We start from the raw sequence: 17,868 nt of genomic DNA, 5'->3' as shown, positions 1-17,868 counted from the left end.
GTTTTGATATTAACCACTTGCCGATAATTCGCTAAAATCCCCATGGCGTTAGTGCGTTATCTGTACTCTTTTCTGCTAAGAAAGCCTTTTCCTAAAATTAGTCACGTGGATCTTCAACACCTTCCTTTCGAATTCTACCCAACGATAATTTGTGAGTCTTATTACTCTTTATTGGCTCTGCTTTTAGTATCAAACTCACTACGCAGTCTGGTTTGCCATGGTATTCACTCGTCGACTCGCAGCGAGTCCATCCGTGGATGCTCGACCGCCCCGTCCATGGGGCGGACGGTCGTCTCGCCAATCACCATGGCGCACCTTTCAGCATTTGCGTAGTCTGCAGGTTCAAGAGGAGGAGTTTTTATTTAACTATGGTAAGAACGGTTTTGGTGAGCTGTTTGTGTACCTCTAAAAGCAAAAAGAGTTGGGAGTGCCTATATTTTTTGGGGATTAAAATGCGCTAGCCGTGGTAAAGTGTCTGTTATTGTTTGGACCGAATAAGGCGATCGTATCAACGATTACCAATTAACGTCAGCAGAAAAGTGTGTAGCCAGAGAAAGCTAAAAGAGGGTGTAAAATGGGTACAGTAAACCCCATCAAGGAATTGAGTATTGTCGGTTTTAAATCGATACGTTCGATGGAAAAGCTAAGATTAAATAGCTTAAACGTCCTAATTGGCGCTAATGGTGTTGGTAAAAGTAACTTTGTTTCATATTTCCGCTTGCTTGGTGAGATGCTCGACGGGCGTTTACAGGTATGGAGTAAAAAACAGGGCGGAGCAGATCGAATTTTAAGCTTTGGCATAAAAGAAACTGAAAAATTTGGATCTCTTGTGACCTTTGGTATTAATGGTTATAAGTTTCTTTTAGAACCAACAGTAGATGGTGGTTTTACTTTTGCGCAAGAATCACTCTATTTTAAAGGGCCTTATTTTGGTGATAAGTGGATTTCTCTGGGTTCTGGTCATAATGAAGCAAAGCTAAAATTTAAATATGAAAAAAGCAGTAAATTTTCAGAAGCTGATTATTGTTATAGTTCAATTTCGAGTTGGCGTGTGTACCATTTTCACGACACTAGCGATACGGCAGGAGTAAAGCGGTTATCCTCTGTACACGATAACGAGTATTTACGTAATGATGCTTCAAATTTAGCAGCGTATTTATATCGTTTAAAAAATGAAGAGTCCGAGGTATATAGTCAAATTCGTAAGACTGTTAAGCTAGCGATACCATTTTTCAACGATTTTGTGTTAAAGCCAACTCAGTTAGAAACTGGTGAAGAACAAGTTCGTTTATTATGGACACAAACAGATAGTGATTATGCGTTATGGCCTAGTCAGTTGTCTGATGGTTCAATCCGTTTTATTTGCTTAGTAACAGCGTTGCTACAACCCAAACCTCCTTCTACCATTATTATTGACGAGCCTGAGCTTGGATTACACCCGTACGCTATTACTTTACTTGGAGCATTATTACGATCGGCTTCACTGCGTATGCAAGTGATTGTTTCGACACAATCAGTACCTTTGCTGAATGAGTTTGAAATCGATGATCTTATTGTTGTAGAAAGAGAAAATGGTGCTTCTAACTTTAAACGTTTAGAGGAAGATGAATTTAAGTTTTGGCTTGAGGATTATTCAGTTGGTGAACTTTGGGAGAAAAATATTTTAGGCGGGAGGCCGTCAAAATGATCATTGTTCATGTCATTTGTGAAGGGCAAACTGAAGAAGCCTTTGTTAATAATTTACTTGTTGAACCTTTTGCTAATAAAGGTATTTACCTTAGGCCTGCTTTAATGGGTAAACCTGGGCATAAAGGCGGTAACTTCAAATTTGAACGTCTTTTGCCCGATATCCGAAATCGACTTACTGCGGATAAAAACTGCTATTGCACCACATTTTTTGATTTCTATGGGTTACCCGAATCATTCCCGGGTAAAAAAGCTTTAGCTGTTAATGCTGCTATTACGGATAAGGCTGAATCGTTGCAGAAAGAATTGGTTGCAAAGCTTACCGAGACATTAGGTACTGATGTGATGCGCCGCTTTATTCCTTTTGTACAAATGTATGAGTTCGAAGGTTTGTTATTCAGCGATCCCGAGAAAATGGCTTTAGGCATGGATAAACCAGATTTAGTTGCATCCTTTCAAGCTATCGCTGATAAGTTCGCTTCACCTGAACACATCAACAACAGCCCGCAAACAGCACCGAGTAAGCGTATTATAAGTTTAATTGATAATTACGAAAAACCACTGATGGGAACTTTGGCGGCACTAGATGTTGGCCTTGAAGCTATGCGCGGAAAATGTGAGTTATTTAATACATGGTTGCAACAAATTGAAGCATTGTCAGCAGAGTAATTATTACAATAGCAATCGATTTTTTAGTAAAACAATTACGTAATTTAGTTAATAATTTAATAGCACCCATTGTTAAATTTGGTTACCCAGTATACGCCGGGGTTGATGAGATTAAGCACAGTCATGGAAGTGACCATCCGTGACATGGATGTCACGGTCGAGCCTATAGGGATACTTCTTACTAGGTAACAGGACGGCGTGTCACTGGAATAAGTGTGCTTAATTAAACTCCATCAACAAAAACGCCTGCTACTGCAGGCGTTTTGTTTATGTCTATTCGCTTTGCTTTTACGCGCTAGAGCCTTAGAAAGCGGACTATTTTTTAATCCATTTGCCTTTGGCATCTTGCACATAGTTGCCTTTATCTGTGGCGGCTATGGCTTTTTCGCCAGCAAGTTTAGCAACGTCGGCTGGGGAGAGTTTGTTCTTCTTAGCGATGGTTTCGTAGTGGGCGCGACGTTTGTTATTTACGTCGTCCATCACGGCTTTGGCTTCGGGATTGGCTTGCACTAATCCTAAGTAGCCGTTGGCTTGTTCGCCTAAATAGCCCTGTGATTTAGCTTCTTGAAGTGACATAGCAAAGGCGCTTAGGCTTAAGACGCTGAGGGTTAATAGCAATAATAACTTTGTTTTTAGTCGGATTGATTTCATGGTGATTCCTCAATTCTTATTTAATTAGAACAGCTTATCGTCTGACAGGAGTTGGTCTAATTCCTTATCTACTTTGATCCGTATCTCATGTTCAATTTTCACATTGAGATTGATAACGATAGGTTTATCTGGCGGTTCTATTTTGACTGTGGGCGTACAGCCCTGCAATGAGGCTAGGGCTACCAATGCGATAAGCGCGCTTCGGGTACCTATGCTAATTTGCTGTAATTGAATTATCTTCACTGAGGTTTCCTTGTTACTTCACTGATTTTTCGATTCTGTCCTGCAAGTCATTACCAATTTGCAGACTTCTAAATAATTGCAGCATGTTCTCTTCGTGGGAGTAATTCAAGTGGATAGGGCGTTCAATCCCTTCACCGCGGCCTTTTACTTCGACGAGTAGTTTAGCATCACCGGCTTGGTCCATATCAAAGCTGCTTGATAATTGGCTGTATTGTAAGTGTTCTAACGTCGAAAAGACAAAGTCTAGATACGGTTGGGATTGGCGCATCTGCTCAACGGCGGGGTTGCCCGAGATAGCGATGAGGCCGCCGGGTGCGCGCGCGGCTAATTGCCCGCCAGTGATCGACACTTTGCCGTTGATTAAATCGACGGGCAACACGCCATCGAATATGCCGTCGGCATAGATGCCAATTTGTGGTTGAATGCGCAGGACCTCTTCTAGACTCATGGCCTGCAGTAACAGATAGGCATGGGATTTATCCTGCAATTTAAGATTAAATTCTGGCAGCAGAAACTGGCCGCTGAGCACTTTGCCTTTGGCGGTCATGGAAACATCGGTGTCACTTAAGCCTGTGAGTTGTTGTATCCAATTGTCGGGCAATTTCTCGGCATCTTTGCCAAGGGCGATATCGGCTTCCACTTCGATATCGGTCAGTGGGAAGCCTGGATCAAATAAGTTAAAGGTCATCAGCGTCTGCGGGCAATTGAGCTTACTGAGGCTGCTAAAATAGCCTTTATCCTGTGGCTTGTTATGAGACTCTTTTTTATAAGATTGCCCCCAAGTGAACTCACATTGCGCTTGCAGTTTCCCCCCCTCAAAAATGATGTCTTTGTAAAAGCCTTCAAGTTCAGTCATCGATTGAGTTATTTGCATGGCAAATTGGGTCTGATCGCGCCTTTGCGTTAGGTTAAACTGCGCCTGTAATTGGTTATTACCTGTGACATTAAGCTCAGATGGTAAGGGTTGGGTTTGATTGAGCAAGGCTAGCGCCTCGGTCATGCTAGTGTTGACTATCCATTGGCCCGTTAACACTAAGGGATTGTTCGCGGTGGCAAGATTCAGCTTATGTTGGCTTTGCAGTTCAACTGTGCCCACTTGCCAGTGCTCATCACCAAAGAGCGTATTATTTTTCCAATCTAAGCTTTGTGCCAGCGTTAACTTGTCCAGCTTGAGTACGGTTTCTTTGCGGCTGCGGCCTTTGCTGCTGAGCTGTTTTTCGATATTAAGCTGACTTGCTTGCCATGCGAGTTGATTACGCCAAGTGGTAGCGCGTAGTGAGTCGAACAGCGCTTCGATATCGGGTTTAAGCTCAAATGACATGGCTTTTTGTAATGCAATCGAGAAACTGCCCGCATTCATATCGGTTTTCGTTATGATGCTAGTGCTAGCATTTTTATCCGCATTAGCCTCAGTGACTACATCATCTGTCACTAAAGTCTGTTTGGTCTGCGAAAAATACAGTTGCTCCAGTGCTAAGTTTAAAGGCGGTATGGCAAGGGTTAACCTGTTTGCGGTATCAGATGTGGGCACTGAGCTTTGCGCTGGACTGGCTTTCTGAATGCTAGCGTTTTGAATACCAGAACTCTGAGTATGAGTGCTTTTCTGCGAGCTTATGTTCAGCGGCGCGAGGGCATTTATCGCGATACTACCAAGGCTAAACTCTGCATGTTTAGCCGCATTTTTATTTTGCATGCTAATACGCTTAAGCTCACCCACGGCGAACTGTAGCGTGTTGCCAGTATTTTGTTTTGTTGATTGAGTCAGTTCAGTCGATTTGGTAGCGGCAGTGATAAATTGCCAATCGGTTGAACTTGGCGTCTGAACTAAGTTAAATGTGCCTGCTGTCGTTAACTGACTATTATTCCAGCTAAAATCCTGCGGCGGATTTGTCCACAATTCAGATAATTGCATTGAGCTTGTTTGCTTCGTACTAAGGCGCCAATCTGTTTTGAAGGACAGTGCTTCGGTTGATTTTGTGATTTCAACATTGGCCAAATCGACTTGGGTATCGAGCTTACTGCCTAAGGTTTTAAGCTTCACTCGAGGAAGTTTAATCGCAAGGGGATTAGCCAAGTGCACATCTTGCGGAATTTGAGTCAGCGGGTAATGCAGGGCTTCAGGTAATGTCAGTGCGATTCCCACTGGTGTATCTGTACTTTTGAGCCCCGATAGCAGCTTAGCGATTTGACTCGCTAACGGATCAGGCACTTGCTCCGAAGCAGGCTTGGCTGCTGGCTGTGTTAAAGATTGAGACGAAGGCTGAGTTAAAGGCTTAGCCAGCGACTTATCGAGTAGCTGCATCAGTCGTTGTTGCTGCTCTGTATTTGGACTCAGCGCTAAGCTAAAGGGCTCTAGTTTTAGGTCAAGTTCGGCTAAATGTCCAGCAATCTTAAATGCGAGCTCAGGTTTTGGCGCAAGCTCGGGTTTAGGTGCAAGTTGCAGCGCAGCCAACTGATTAAAGGTCAGCTTTGGCTCGATTAACTGATGCTCACTGATAAGCTCGCCTGAGGTTAATGTGATACTGCTGTTGGATATCAATTGGCCTTGTAAATCAATCGCTAACGCTTGCCACTCTTTATCAAGTTCCGTTAACGGACTCAGTACACTGTCCTGCGCTTGCCTTAGGCTGATTTGATGCAAGCTTGCAAGCAGCGGCGCGAGCTGGATTTGACTCATGAGTTGCCATTTGTTGGTTTCGAGTGTGGCTTTAAGTATGGCGATGCTTTCGCCTGCATGGCTAAACTCGCTGTTGATTTCCCCTGCGCCGTTAAGGCTCAACTTATCCATTACCAAACGATAGGCGGGTAAATCATTATGGGTGTTGAGATGGTGGGAGTTGAGAATAAGGCTGGTTTTTCCGATATCGATGAGTGGTAGTGATTTGATATCTAAGGCCAATGCGGGGCCTTGTTCATCGATGGCATTCCGATTGGGTAAAAACAGTGATTGCCCTAACTCGACTTCAATATCACCTGTGGATATTTGGGTGATTTTTTGAGTGAGGTAAGAGGCTTGGCTGAACTGTTTAAGTTCGGCAAAACTCTGTGGCCAGTCAAGTTTTAGCTGAATATTCAAATCATTAAGCTTGATATGGCTATCATGCACCCTCAGATTGGCAGAGGTAATTCGCCAATGTTCTAACTGACTTTGCTCTAATTCAATGTCAATCAGTTCGCTGTCCATACCTGTGAGGGCAAAATTTGCCGCCCGTATGATGAGTTGTTCAGCCTGGGTATTTACAATCCAAACGGTTAACGCCACGCCCGCCAAGATGCCCGTTAAGCTGGTCGCCAATAAGGTTTTTTTTAGGGGGAATTTACGGCGATTTTGCGCAGCAACATGAGTATCCGTTCCAAAACCTAAAGCACCACTGCGAGGGCCAGCAGATATCTGCGTTGCCTCGTGCTGAAGTGCCTTGCTATCAGAGGCATTGCCACGGCTTGGCTTGTTGTGGATTGGCATTGGGTTTGATATTTATCCTTTATTGACTGAGCCCTGATCAAACTCGTGCCTTAGAAGTGCACAAATACACGAATGTGTATATTTCATCGGCACTTTTACTTCGGAGCGGCTACATCGGAGCTCTTATATCACGCACGAGCACCTGAGGCAGTTTAACACTCAAGGGCTTAGCTGACTAATGTGAAAGGATCATTGAATAGACAAGAGCCTGATGTCAATAGTTGAGGTTTTACAGGCTCTTGTACTTAATCTTTTATTCGAGCTAGCTAACTTTTAGTTAACTTACTCTTGGTGAGTGAATTGCGGCTAGCTAAATATCTGGGCGGCGATCACCACAATTCCGCAAAGTGTGGCGAGCATTAAGGCTAACTTGCCGCCCGCGACCCGATAACCCATCGGCATATTGGCAGCGTCTCGCATCTGGCGTTGTGTCCACACCATGGCCACAGGTAAAAAGATGGCGAGGATCACCAGCGCAATCGCCGCGTAACCCAGCGCTGTGATAAAACCTTGAGGGTAGAAGAGGGCAAAACCTAAGGGCGGTAAAAAGGTGATAGCCGCGGTTAAGCTGCGACCTGTTGTATTATCTTCTTGCCTTAAGCTTGAGGCCATAAAATCGAACAAACCTAAACTCACCCCTAAAAACGAAGTCGCAAGGGCGAGGTCGGCAAATAGACTAATAGCGCTACTTAAGTATTCACTGTGCAGCACACTTGCCAGTTGATTGATAAAGCTTGATAAACTCTGGTTTTCGAGCAATTGATTTTGGTTCAATACGCCTTGACTGCCCAGTTGCCACAAAAGGTAAATAACTAATGGCAAAGCCGAGCCAAACAACATGATCCTTCGCAGGGCTTTGACTTCAACGCCCAAGTAGCGCACCACTGAGGGAATCGAACCGTGAAAACCAAAGGAGGTAAAAATCACCGGAATAGCCGTGATAATTAGGCCTTGGTTGAGCGGGAGTTCGAGCAAATGTGGGCTTTCAACCTGCGGCAGTAACAATGCCAACATAAGCAATAATGCCAATAGCTTAAGGGCAAATAAACCGCGATTGATGAGATCCACACAGTGGGTTCCCATGCCCACAATGGCGCCAACCAGCAGGGTGAATAGGATTGCACCCGCCTGCGGTGGCAAATTTAGTCCTAGCCAAGTGCTCAGTTTTTGGTTCACTTGCTCGCCGCCGCCAGCAATGTAGGCGGCGCAGAGGGCGTACAGTAAAAACATCAAGGCGCTATTGGCGATCAACTGGCCCTTACGACCCAATAAGTGTTGCGCTAAGTGATTAAGGCTGGCATCGCTGGGGGCGAATTGGTGGATCTCCACCATTAGCAGTGCCGTGTAGGCCATCAGCGCCCATAGGATGAGCATAATGGCGGATGACGTGCCAAAACCGAGTCCCGCCGAAGCGATAGGCAAAGCCAACATGCCCGCGCCGATTGTGGTGCCGGCGATAAGCAGTAAACTGCCGAAAATTTTATTCTGTGTCATAACATGATCTCAAAAGCGTGTTACAAGAAAAAGAGATAAAGACTTGATCCTAAAGCAACTGCCTTAAAGGATTTTGATGCGATTCAAGCACAAAATGATTTAAGCAAATGAGACAGTGGCGCTCAGCGGATCCGAAAGGATATGGCCACAATGGAAGGTCAGGCGATGGAGCCTATCTATGCCATTGCGGCTACAGATAGGGAGTATAAAATGCTGTGAAACACATAAAACTTGCCTTAGCGTGTGTTGAGTAAAAACGGATAAGTGTTTTGATGCTTTGCCTTAATAACCTAACGGCAACGGAGGTTACCATAGGGAACTGAAGTGTACTTGTCAACCATTACAAAAGTATTTTGATTATTTTTTGTCACAGGATTAAGGCGCAAGATATTCATTGATCACATTGCGGCAATGGCACTTGAGGGAATCGCGCGATAAAAAATGCCGCAGACTTGGCTTAAGTGTGCGACATTTTTAGATGTCAGTGACTTGTGTGAAATCAGAATCAGTAAGCAGATTATGCTTTGCTCTGCAGCGCCTTTTCATGTCTTGCCAGCAAGTTTGCTGTGATGTCACTGAAGCTTAAATGTTGATCTTCAAGCAATACCAGCAAGTGATAGATAAGATCTGAGGCTTCGTTAACCAGCTCTTCCTTATCGTGGGTCGCGGCGGCAAGGGCGGTTTCAAGACCTTCTTCCCCGACCTTTTGGGCGATACGTTTTGTGCCGCGCGCAAACAAAGAGGCCGTGTAACTGGAATCGGCACTTTGTCCTTTACGCGAGGTGATAAGGCTGGCGAGGTTGTTCAAGAAAGGGTGCGCATTGTCATCTAACCAGCAACTTTCGGTGCCTTTGTGGCAGGTTGGGCCGTTGGGGATCACTTGCACTAACAGGCTGTCGTTGTCGCAGTCCTTATCGATAGCGACCAACCTTAGCGTATTCCCCGAGGTTTCCCCCTTGGTCCACAAGCGCTGTTTTGAGCGGCTGAAAAAGGTGACATCACCTGTACTCAAGGTTTTTTCCAGCGCGGCCTTATCCATATAACCGAGCATCAATACCTTGCCCGATAAATGATTTTGGATAACGGCAGGAATGAGCCCATCCTGTTTGTTCCAATCCAGCTCATTAACTTGAACAGGGCTAAAATCCGACTTAGTGTTTGTTTGCGTTGACATAGTATTCACTCTTAATCTGTTTGTAGAACCTAGAACCTAGAACCTAGAACCTAGAACCTAGAACCTAGAACCTAGAACCTAGAACCTAGAGAACCTAGAACCTAGAACCGCTCTAGCGTCTAATCGCGATACCTTCGGCCGCTAAATAGGCTTTTAATTCACCTATGTTGATAATCGCCTTGTGGAATACGCTCGCTGCCAGCGCCGCATCAACCTTAGCTTCAATAAATACATCGCGAAAATGCGCCATAGTCCCAGCACCGCCAGAGGCAATTAACGGCACGTCGCAGATGGCACGAACAAGACTTAACTGCTTGATATCATAGCCGCCGCGCACGCCATCTTGGTTCATCACATTGAGCACGATTTCACCACAACCTCGTTTCTGTACTTCTTCAACCCAGTCTTGGGTGAACCACTGCGTATCCTTAGTTGCCGCTTCATCGCCGGTAAATTGCTTTACCTTATAGCTGTTGCTGGTGGCATCGAAAAAGGAGTCGATACCAATAACGATACATTGGCGGCCGAACTCGTCCTGCAGGCGTGAGATCAAACTCGGATCGGTTAAGGCGGGCGAGTTAATCGAAATCTTATCCGCACCAAAGGCTAATAATTCACGGGCTTGGCTAATGGTTTTAATGCCACCGGCCACGCAGAAGGGAATATCAATCTGCTCCGCCACGCGGCTCACCCACGATTTATCGACCACACGTTCGTGGGCGCTGGCGGTAATGTCATAAAACACTAGCTCATCGGCGCCTTCTTCGGCATAACGCGCGGCTAAGGGGACGATATCGCCGACAATTTCGTGGTTACGAAACTGCACGCCTTTCACTACTTTACCGTCTTTCACATCTAAACAGGGGACTAATCGTTTGGCCAGCATTGGATTGCCTCCACCACGTTAAACTGATTGATAAGCAAGGCTTTACCAATAATGATGCCCGCAGCGCCGCTGTCACGCACGGCGCTCACATCATCAAGAGTTGCAATACCGCCGGAGGCTTGCCAAGCGATGTCGGGGAAGCTAGCTGCAATTTCTTGATAAAGCGCGGTATTTGCGCCCGTTAGCGTCCCGTCACGGCTAATGTCAGTCACTAGCGCATGCTTTAAGCCGACCGCGCTAAAGGTTTCTACAAGGGATTCTAAACTCTTACCGCCGCCACTTTGCCAACCGGATACGGCGACAATTTTCTCGCCGCTCTGGTTGATATTGACATCGAGCGCGAGGCAAATTGCCTCGCTGCCGTACTTGATAAACCATTGTTTAACTAACTCAGGTTCTTTCACCGCCAGCGAGCCAATCACCACACGTTTTACGCCGATAGCTAATAATTCAGTGACTTGCTCTTCAGTACGAATGCCGCCGCCCACTTGAATATTGGCGTTAAGTCCCGCCACGAGTTCACTGATAAGGCGAGTTTGGCGTTTCGCGGGATCTTTCGCGCCCGTTAAATCAACGATATGCAACCACTTAGCGCCTTGTGACTCGTATGATTGCAGCTGCGCCAAAGGACTTAAATCAAATGTGGTCTGCTGGCTGTAATCGCCTTGATAAAGGCGGACGACATTGCCATCAATTAAATCAATCGCAGGAATAATCATATGCTTAAATCCTCGATTGATTTATTTGTAAGTTGTTTGTTAATAACTGGTTTTTTAATGAGTAATTTATTCATTGGTCAGTCTTTCCTGCGCCAACTTGTCCATCAGCGCTTCATCCATCTGTAAAAAGTTACGCAGAATTTGCGCGCCCACGGTGGCACTTTTTTCGGGGTGGAACTGCACGCCCATAAAGTTGCCTTTGCCAATGGCGGCGCTAAAACCTTCACCATAGGAACATTGGGCTAAGGTAAATTCACTCAACGGCGCGCGGTAACTGTGGACGAAATATACATAACTGCCATCTTCAACGCCTGCAAACAGCGGGTGAACGTTAGGGATTTTGGCTTCTTGTGAGTTTGTCGTTAGCTTAAGTTGGTTCCAGCCCATGTGTGGCAAAGGTAAGCCTTCAGCTTTGAGTAACTGCGTATCCAGTTCACAAATGTCGATTGGGATTATGCCTAAGCACTCGCAATCTTGACCTTTTCCGCCGCGCTCCTTAGAAATCGCCGCGAGCATTTGCATGCCAAGGCACACGCCTAGCACAGGTTGAGTCAGGCCTTGAATAAGTTCGACTAAACCTTTTTCATGTAAGGACGCCATGGCGGCTCCCGCTGTGCCCACTCCCGGTAGCACCACACGTTTTGCCGCTTTGATTTTGGTTTTATCGTCTGTGACTAACACCTTAGCGCCTAAACGCTCGAAGGCGAAACGTACTGAGTTTAAATTGGCGCAGCCCGTGTCTATGATGACGGTTTCAGCATCTGATGATTCATTTGCTGTTAATTGCGGGCTAGTTGTTAATTGCTGGCCAGCTATTAATAGAGTGTCTTGTTGCATCCTAACCTCTTAAACGATTTATGCTGATGCCTTAAAGCACGCCTTTGCTCGATGGCAGAATATCGCCTTCGACTTTAACCGCTTGGCGTAGCGCGCGCCCGAGCACTTTAAACAGGGCTTCAACCTTATGGTGATCGTTATCGCCTTCGGTCGACACATGCAGCGTACAGCGCAGGCCATCGGCAAAGGAGCGGAAGAAGTGTGGCACCATTTCTGTGGCCATTTCGCCTACGTGCTCACGCTCAAAATCGGCTGAGAATTTGATAAAAGGACGGCCAGAGATATCCAGCAGGCATTCGCCCTTGGCTTCGTCCATCGGCAGACTAAAGCCGAAACGGGCAATACCGCGTTTGTCACCGAGCGCTTGGCGCAGGGCATCACCTATGGCCAACGCAGTGTCTTCGACGCTGTGGTGATCGTCGATTTCCAGATCGCCATCGACTTTCACATCCATTCTAAAATTACCATGGGTGGCAATTTGATTGAGCATGTGGTCGAAAAAGCCAATGCCAGTGTCTATTTTACCTTTGACTGAACTGTCGAGATCCACAGTCACACGAATATCGGTTTCTTTGGTGGTGCGCACGACCGTCGCGGTGCGGCCTTTATTGAGCAGCGCATCGGCGATGGCGTTCCAGCCCAATGTGTCGCGTTGATATTTCAGGCTTTTAATGCCCATGGCATTGCCCAGTTCCACATCGGTTTCGCGATCACCAATCACCGCCGATTGAGTGAAATCGATACAGCCTTGGGTGAGATAGTCTTTTATTAGCCCAAGCTTAGGTTTACGGCAGCTGCAATTTTCATCATTAAAGTGTGGGCAAATCACCACATCCTCGAAGTTAACCCCTTGGCTTTTGAGGATTTGCATCATCATATTGTGGGGCGCGTCGAAATCTTCCTGCGGGAAAGACGGTGTGCCAAGGCCGTCTTGATTGCTGACCATGACTAAACGAAATCCCGCCTTTTGCAGACGTAGCAAAGCGGGGATCACCTGTGGCTCAAACACTAATTTAGCCAGACTATCGACCTGTTTGTCGGTGACGGGTTCTTCAATCAAGGTGCCATCGCGGTCGATAAACAGAATTTTTTGTGCAACGTTCGGGATAAATTGTGGGTTCATGGCTCTACCTTCAAATTCAATTCGTTTAGCTAATGCTTAAGCTGATTTTACCTTCAGCGTTGCATTCGCTTTTTATTAGTTTTTTATGATCAGAGATTTATTATCAGTTACTTATTATTCGTTTCTGGTGATTGCTCAGTGTGTTGCGATTCAAATAAATTCACTAACACATCGGTATCCGCCTTTGAACTAAAGCTAAAGCGGATAGCCTTGGCAAGCCTTGGGTCTTTGTAGGCGCGGGCGACAACGCCGCTGCCTTGCAGTAACGCCGCGACCTTGGCGACATCATCAAATTCAGCCAGCACATAATTGCCGTTAGGCTTAAGCACGCGGGCGCGCGAATCTGAACTATTCGATTTTGAACAATAAGCGCTGATCGCCGCTGTGAGTCTGGCGCCTTGCTCATTTAATTGTGCAACTTGCACTTTCATCCGCGCAACGCCTACGCTTGATAGCGCCTGCGTGGCGACCTCACTCACTGGCAGCGGCACAGGATAGGGCGCAATCACGCGCATAATAATTTCGACTACGGCCTCGTTTGCTAGCATAAAACCACAACGTGCGCCGGCGAGTGCAAAAGCTTTAGACAGGGTGCGCAGTACCACTAGATTCGGATAGCTTTCCAGTAAATCCGCCACACTATATTCAGGGCAAAACTCAATATAGGCCTCATCGATCACCACAAGCGCGTCGGGCAGGGCTTTGATTGCTTGCTCGATAATGGCTTTGCCTAACACAGTCCCGGTCGGATTATTGGGATTGCAGATAAACACCAGTTTTGCGCCGCGAACGTCCTCGGCATAGCTTGTCGGCAAGCCATATTCTGCACTGAGATTTAACGCTTTAACGCCCACATTAAAGGTGTTCGCACTGATGGCATACATGCCGTACGTCGGGCCAAAGCAGGCGATGCTGTCGACGCCTGGAATACAAAAGGCGCGAATTAACAGTTCAATCGCTTCATCGGCGCCGCGGCTGGCAACTATCTTGCTGGCGCTCACGCCGCTGTATTCGCTGTAGGCATTGATAAGCTGCGGCGGTTGGCATTCTGGGTAACGATTTAATTTCGATAAATCGAGCGCTGCGGTATCGACATTATTGAAGGGTGATTCGTTGGCATTGATCCAAATATCACCACGACCGCCCAGTCTGCGGGCACTCTGGTAGGGCGTTAAATCCAGTAACTCAGGGCGCGCTAAGCGCTCGGCTAACGTTAGCGGCGTCGATTGCGCTAACGTTGATGATGCTAGCTTTGATGCCGTTAATGCTGCGGGTTCTGCTGTCTTTTCCATGCTGCTCACTTGGTTCATTTTCTTCACTCAGCTCTATTTTTATAAACTTAAGTGCTAATCACTTAAGATCTAGGCGGGTCATTTCTCTAGGCTAGCTAGACGAATAGCGACGGCATTTTTGTGCGCATCGAGCAATTCGTTACTGGCTAACGTCATGACCGCTTGCCCCAATCCGATTAAGCCCTTAGCGCTGAGTTCCTGCACGGTAAAGCGGCGGCTAAAATCGGCTAATGACAGGCTCGACACGGCGCGGCTATAACCGTAGGTCGGCAGCACGTGGTTGGTGCCACTGGCATAATCACCAATAGATTCAGGTGTATAAGCGCCTAAAAATACCGAGCCCGCCGCGCGAATGTTTTTCAGTACCTCACGGGGAAAGCGCGTTTGAATGATCAAGTGCTCAGGCCCATATTGATTCGAAACCTGCGCGGCTTGCATCATATCGTCCACAACAAAAGTACGACTGCTCAGTAGTGCCGTTGTAGCTATATCACAACGCGGCAGCGCGGCGAGTTGTCTTGTCAGCGCGTCATTGACGCCATCGGCGATAGCTTGCGAATCTGTCACTAAAATCACTTGTGAATCTGGGCCGTGCTCGGCTTGCGAAAGCAAATCGGCGGCGATAAATTCGCAATTGGCGTCGCTATCGGCAATCACTAACACTTCAGAAGGACCGGCTGGCATATCGATACACACAGTGCAGCGACCATCCTGTGACACTAAGCGTTTAGCTTCTGTCACGTAGCGATTACCTGGGCCAAAAATCTTATCGACCGCGGGAATCGTTTCTGTGCCGAAGGCCAGTGCCGCAATGGCCTGCGCGCCGCCTACTTGATAAATTTCAGTGATCCCACAGGCATTGGCGGCATAGATAATGGCATCGTTGATGGGCGGTGGGCTGACTAATACTCTTTGTTCGCAGCCTGCGATCTTGGCGGGCAGGGCGAGCATCATCACGGTAGAAATTAATGGCGCACTACCACCAGGGATATATAAACCCACTTTTTCAATCGGTTCGCTACGTAGCTCGCAGCGTACTCCCGCCTCGGTTTCCATATCAATCGGGCGAAATTGCTGGGCGCTGTGAAATACGTCTATGTTCGCCATGGCTTTGGATATCGCAGCTTTCAGCTCTGGCGATACCCGTGCGCTTGCCGCAGTAATGTCGGTTTCACTCAGACGCAGCTCATCACTACCTTGTCCATTTACATCTATGGTCGCGCTATTGAAGCCATCAAACTTTTGATTAAATTCGGCAATGGCGGCATCACCCCGCGTTGCCACCGCATCGATAATGGCGCGAACGCTTTGCTCTAAGCCGCTGTCACCAATTAAAGGTGAGCGTTTCAGCGCCGTTTTTTGCTCGGCGGTTGATAAGGTTGACCAAGTTAGGATTTCCATACATTACCCCATCATTTTTTCGATTGGCATTACCAGAATCGAGCTGGCACCGAGTGCGGTCAACTGTTCCATGGTATCCCAGAACAAATCTTCGGTACTGACGGCGTGGATAGCAACGCGGTTAGTATCATCATTTAATGGCAATACGGTTGGGTTTTCCGCGCCGGGCAGTAGGGCGACGATTTGATCTAAGGTTTCGGTTGGCGCGTGTAGCAGTATGTATTTGCTCTCACGGGCGCGGATAACGCCGTTGACGCGGGACAGAATTTTGTCGATGAGTGCTTGTTTAGTCGGCGATTGAGTTTGGGTCGATTGAATGATGCAGGCCATAGAGCGGTAAATCACTTCGGTTTCGTATAAACCGTTGGCCTCTAAGGTGGCGCCCGTCGACACAAGATCACAAATCCCATCGGCAAGGCCGGCACGCGGGGCGACTTCAACCGAGCCTTTTAACATACAGTCGCGATAAGTTATGCCTTTTTGTTGCATAAAACGGCGCAGAAGGTTCGGATAAGAAGTGGCGATGCGTAATCCTTCTAACGAGGAGGCATCGGCGTAACTGAATTCTGTTGGTACGGCTAACGAAAGGCGACATGATCCGAAATCTAACTGACGCAGTTTGAGACAATCTGCGGGTTTGTTCAGAGTTTGACGCTCGATTTGTTCTTCTTCGAGCACGTTTTCACCTATGATCCCCATATCGACTACGCCGTCCATCACTAGACCTGGGATATCGTCATCACGAACGCGCAGTAAATCGATAGGCATATTGTCAGCATGAGCGATAAGGCGTTGTTCATTAATGGAAAATTTAACACCACAGCTTTTTAGCAGTTGCTGAGAGTCAGTAGAAAGACGGCCAGATTTTTGGATGGCGATGCGTAAACGGTTCGATTCAGTCATAGTGTTATCTCGCTCAAAAGTATCAAAATTAAAAGATTCAAAAAGTGTTGTTTAATCGGTTTAATACGCACTGCCATTCAATGGGCCCTAGCTAAGAAATCTAGCTAACGTATTGATAATTTATTAAATATCTAAAAGTTTTTTATTTAAATTAAAACCGAAATTAATGCCTAAATGCAAAAACCCCCGGAATTCCTTCCAGGGGTTTATGATCATCTTGAATCAGTCCGCCAGAAGGATATAGTCCTCCGGCAGTGAGCGTCCGAAGGCTACCGCATATGGTGGTGATGGTGGTGGATAGCGTTCAGTAGTGTGCTCATTTTACTCTCTCGGTATTTAACGTTATTGGCCCAACTGTTCGAAATAAAGTGCAGTCGAAATACAGTTAAGCCTTGAATGCGTTGTTACGGACGTCTATCCGTATAAGTGGATTTAAACTAACCGCTTTTATGAGCCTTTGCAACAGCCAATTTGAATTAAATGAGAATATTTATGCGTTTTTGTGAAAGGCGGAAGGTTATCGTTAAATAAAGTTATTGAGCATTTTTGTTGGGTGGATGTTGAAAGTAGATGGAAATGTGTTGGAAGTCGTGCAGGGGGAACTGTAACTTGAGTTGTGAGCATTTGCTGATATTCATTAATACTGCGTACGTATATCCGACCTGTTTGTGAGAATCTTTGTTCTCTGGCCTTAATGAGAACCGCGCCTTTGCTGCTTATCGTCCTTTCGGAGTCATATGCTCCTTGTACTCTCTCRGCATCTGCAAAGGCCGGTATTACCTGTTACTTCATTATCTGTAGTTGTGTTTTGAGGTGAGTTTAATACTCGATTTTTACATATTAACAAGGCCGATATTCGCTGCGATGAAACAGCATAGCCCAGATGATCCGYGCCAATTTGTTTGCAATTGCTACTGCCGCTTTCTGTTTACCTCGCCGCTCAATCACCTTTAAGGCCCATACGGAGATCCTGTCATTACTCTTACTTGCATARCGAATAATCGACCAAGCTCCCTGGATCAGTTGCCGCCGCAGATAGCTGTTACCTCGTTTGGTTATGCCGCCCAATTTYTGTTTYCCCCCACTGGAAAACTCTTTAGGAACCAGTCCTAAATTTGCAGAAAAATGCCGAGCACCATGATAGCCWGAGCCATCTCCGGCAAATGACACCGCGGCAGTGGCAATGATTTCTGCAACGCCTCTTATACCCATCAGTCGCTTGGCATCYGGGTGCGTTCTTGCCTGCAGTTTGATGTCTTTTTCCAGCGAACCTATTGCAACGTTGATCGCACGCAACTCTTCCATCAGCTCACGCATGTATTGGCGT

The 17,868-nt window shown here is 46.6% G+C and carries 15 protein-coding genes and 1 pseudogene; 3 read left to right on the top strand and 13 right to left on the bottom strand.

Features of this window, described 5'->3' with window-relative positions; genetic code table 11:
- The first annotated feature begins 217 nt into the window (after positions 1-217).
- From L5L94_RS09095 to L5L94_RS09085, 3 genes are all read left to right on the top strand, one after another.
- Positions 218-409, top strand: coding sequence for a hypothetical protein (locus L5L94_RS09095; RefSeq protein WP_263162718.1), 192 nt, complete (start codon positions 218-220; stop codon positions 407-409).
- Between the two features lie 165 nt (positions 410-574).
- On the top strand, positions 575-1,687 hold the full coding sequence (locus L5L94_RS09090; RefSeq protein ID WP_263162716.1) for an AAA family ATPase: 1,113 nt from the start codon (positions 575-577) through the stop codon (positions 1,685-1,687).
- On the top strand, positions 1,684-2,355 hold the full coding sequence (locus L5L94_RS09085) for a DUF4276 family protein (protein ID WP_263162713.1): 672 nt from the start codon (positions 1,684-1,686) through the stop codon (positions 2,353-2,355). The genes L5L94_RS09090 and L5L94_RS09085 overlap by 4 nt, the downstream gene beginning before the upstream one ends.
- 315 nt (positions 2,356-2,670) lie before the next feature.
- Here L5L94_RS09085 and L5L94_RS09080 read toward each other — a convergent pair whose 3' ends face one another.
- The 13 genes and pseudogenes from L5L94_RS09080 to L5L94_RS09020 all read right to left on the bottom strand — a co-directional run.
- Complete coding sequence (locus tag L5L94_RS09080; RefSeq protein WP_006086285.1) at positions 2,671-3,006, bottom strand: YdbL family protein; 336 nt, start codon at positions 3,004-3,006, stop codon at positions 2,671-2,673.
- Between the two features lie 24 nt (positions 3,007-3,030).
- Positions 3,031-3,249, bottom strand: coding sequence for a YnbE family lipoprotein (locus L5L94_RS09075; RefSeq protein ID WP_028759774.1), 219 nt, complete (start codon positions 3,247-3,249; stop codon positions 3,031-3,033).
- Between the two features lie 13 nt (positions 3,250-3,262).
- Complete coding sequence (locus tag L5L94_RS09070; RefSeq protein WP_263162710.1) at positions 3,263-6,712, bottom strand: YdbH domain-containing protein; 3,450 nt, start codon at positions 6,710-6,712, stop codon at positions 3,263-3,265.
- A 306-nt stretch (positions 6,713-7,018) separates the two neighbouring features.
- Entirely contained in the window at positions 7,019-8,206 is a 1,188-nt protein-coding gene (locus L5L94_RS09065; RefSeq protein WP_263162708.1) for an aromatic amino acid transport family protein, read from the bottom strand.
- A gap of 517 nt (positions 8,207-8,723) precedes the next feature.
- Positions 8,724-9,380 carry a bifunctional phosphoribosyl-AMP cyclohydrolase/phosphoribosyl-ATP diphosphatase HisIE gene (gene hisIE / locus L5L94_RS09060; protein ID WP_263162705.1) on the bottom strand — a complete coding sequence of 219 codons (657 nt, stop codon included), beginning with the start codon at positions 9,378-9,380 and terminating at the stop codon, positions 8,724-8,726.
- A 112-nt stretch (positions 9,381-9,492) separates the two neighbouring features.
- The gene (hisF, locus tag L5L94_RS09055; protein WP_006081894.1) at positions 9,493-10,266 is read right to left on the bottom strand and encodes an imidazole glycerol phosphate synthase subunit HisF; all 774 of its coding nucleotides are present in this window, start codon (positions 10,264-10,266) and stop codon (positions 9,493-9,495) included.
- Positions 10,248-10,985, bottom strand: a complete 738-nt coding sequence (hisA, locus tag L5L94_RS09050; protein WP_263162703.1) for a 1-(5-phosphoribosyl)-5-[(5-phosphoribosylamino)methylideneamino]imidazole-4-carboxamide isomerase — start codon at positions 10,983-10,985, stop codon at positions 10,248-10,250. Before hisA ends, hisF begins: the two co-directional genes overlap by 19 nt.
- 66 nt (positions 10,986-11,051) lie before the next feature.
- Positions 11,052-11,822, bottom strand: coding sequence for an imidazole glycerol phosphate synthase subunit HisH (hisH, locus tag L5L94_RS09045; protein ID WP_263162702.1), 771 nt, complete (start codon positions 11,820-11,822; stop codon positions 11,052-11,054).
- A 31-nt stretch (positions 11,823-11,853) separates the two neighbouring features.
- Entirely contained in the window at positions 11,854-12,945 is a 1,092-nt protein-coding gene (hisB, locus tag L5L94_RS09040) for a bifunctional histidinol-phosphatase/imidazoleglycerol-phosphate dehydratase HisB (RefSeq protein WP_263162699.1), read from the bottom strand.
- A 107-nt stretch (positions 12,946-13,052) separates the two neighbouring features.
- Positions 13,053-14,255, bottom strand: coding sequence for a histidinol-phosphate transaminase (gene hisC, locus L5L94_RS09035; protein ID WP_263163053.1), 1,203 nt, complete (start codon positions 14,253-14,255; stop codon positions 13,053-13,055).
- A gap of 60 nt (positions 14,256-14,315) precedes the next feature.
- A complete protein-coding gene (gene hisD, locus L5L94_RS09030) occupies positions 14,316-15,638 on the bottom strand; it encodes a histidinol dehydrogenase (RefSeq protein WP_263162696.1) in 1,323 nt (440 codons plus the stop codon).
- Positions 15,639-15,641: 3 nt separating this feature from the next.
- Positions 15,642-16,541 carry an ATP phosphoribosyltransferase gene (gene hisG / locus L5L94_RS09025; RefSeq protein WP_041408375.1) on the bottom strand — a complete coding sequence of 300 codons (900 nt, stop codon included), beginning with the start codon at positions 16,539-16,541 and terminating at the stop codon, positions 15,642-15,644.
- Positions 16,542-17,381: 840 nt separating this feature from the next.
- Positions 17,382-17,868 (bottom strand): annotated as a pseudogene (locus L5L94_RS09020) (IS110-like element ISShes7 family transposase); the annotation flags it as partial.

Source organism: Shewanella sp. SM21 (assembly GCF_025654335.1).
Classification (GTDB): Bacteria; Pseudomonadota; Gammaproteobacteria; order Enterobacterales; family Shewanellaceae; genus Shewanella; species Shewanella oncorhynchi.
The sequence above is the reverse complement of the archived record's forward strand: the minus strand, read 5'-3'. Positions and strand labels throughout refer to the sequence as shown.

Excerpts from the sequence above, each read along its gene's own strand:
- L5L94_RS09095 (WP_263162718.1), top strand. The coding sequence starts at position 218 with ATGGTATTCACTCGTCGACTCGCAGCGAGTCCATCCGTGGATGCTCGA.
- L5L94_RS09090 (WP_263162716.1), top strand. The coding sequence starts at position 575 with ATGGGTACAGTAAACCCCATCAAGGAATTGAGTATTGTCGGTTTTAAA.
- L5L94_RS09085 (WP_263162713.1), top strand. The coding sequence starts at position 1,684 with ATGATCATTGTTCATGTCATTTGTGAAGGGCAAACTGAAGAAGCCTTT.
- L5L94_RS09080 (WP_006086285.1), bottom strand. The coding sequence starts at position 3,006 with ATGAAATCAATCCGACTAAAAACAAAGTTATTATTGCTATTAACCCTC.
- L5L94_RS09070 (WP_263162710.1), bottom strand. The coding sequence starts at position 6,712 with ATGCCAATCCACAACAAGCCAAGCCGTGGCAATGCCTCTGATAGCAAG.
- L5L94_RS09065 (WP_263162708.1), bottom strand. The coding sequence starts at position 8,206 with ATGACACAGAATAAAATTTTCGGCAGTTTACTGCTTATCGCCGGCACC.
- hisIE (WP_263162705.1), bottom strand. The coding sequence starts at position 9,380 with ATGTCAACGCAAACAAACACTAAGTCGGATTTTAGCCCTGTTCAAGTT.
- hisF (WP_006081894.1), bottom strand. The coding sequence starts at position 10,266 with ATGCTGGCCAAACGATTAGTCCCCTGTTTAGATGTGAAAGACGGTAAA.
- hisA (WP_263162703.1), bottom strand. The coding sequence starts at position 10,985 with ATGATTATTCCTGCGATTGATTTAATTGATGGCAATGTCGTCCGCCTT.
- hisH (WP_263162702.1), bottom strand. The coding sequence starts at position 11,822 with ATGCAACAAGACACTCTATTAATAGCTGGCCAGCAATTAACAACTAGC.
- hisB (WP_263162699.1), bottom strand. The coding sequence starts at position 12,945 with ATGAACCCACAATTTATCCCGAACGTTGCACAAAAAATTCTGTTTATC.
- hisC (WP_263163053.1), bottom strand. The coding sequence starts at position 14,255 with ATGAACCAAGTGAGCAGCATGGAAAAGACAGCAGAACCCGCAGCATTA.
- hisD (WP_263162696.1), bottom strand. The coding sequence starts at position 15,638 with ATGGAAATCCTAACTTGGTCAACCTTATCAACCGCCGAGCAAAAAACG.
- hisG (WP_041408375.1), bottom strand. The coding sequence starts at position 16,541 with ATGACTGAATCGAACCGTTTACGCATCGCCATCCAAAAATCTGGCCGT.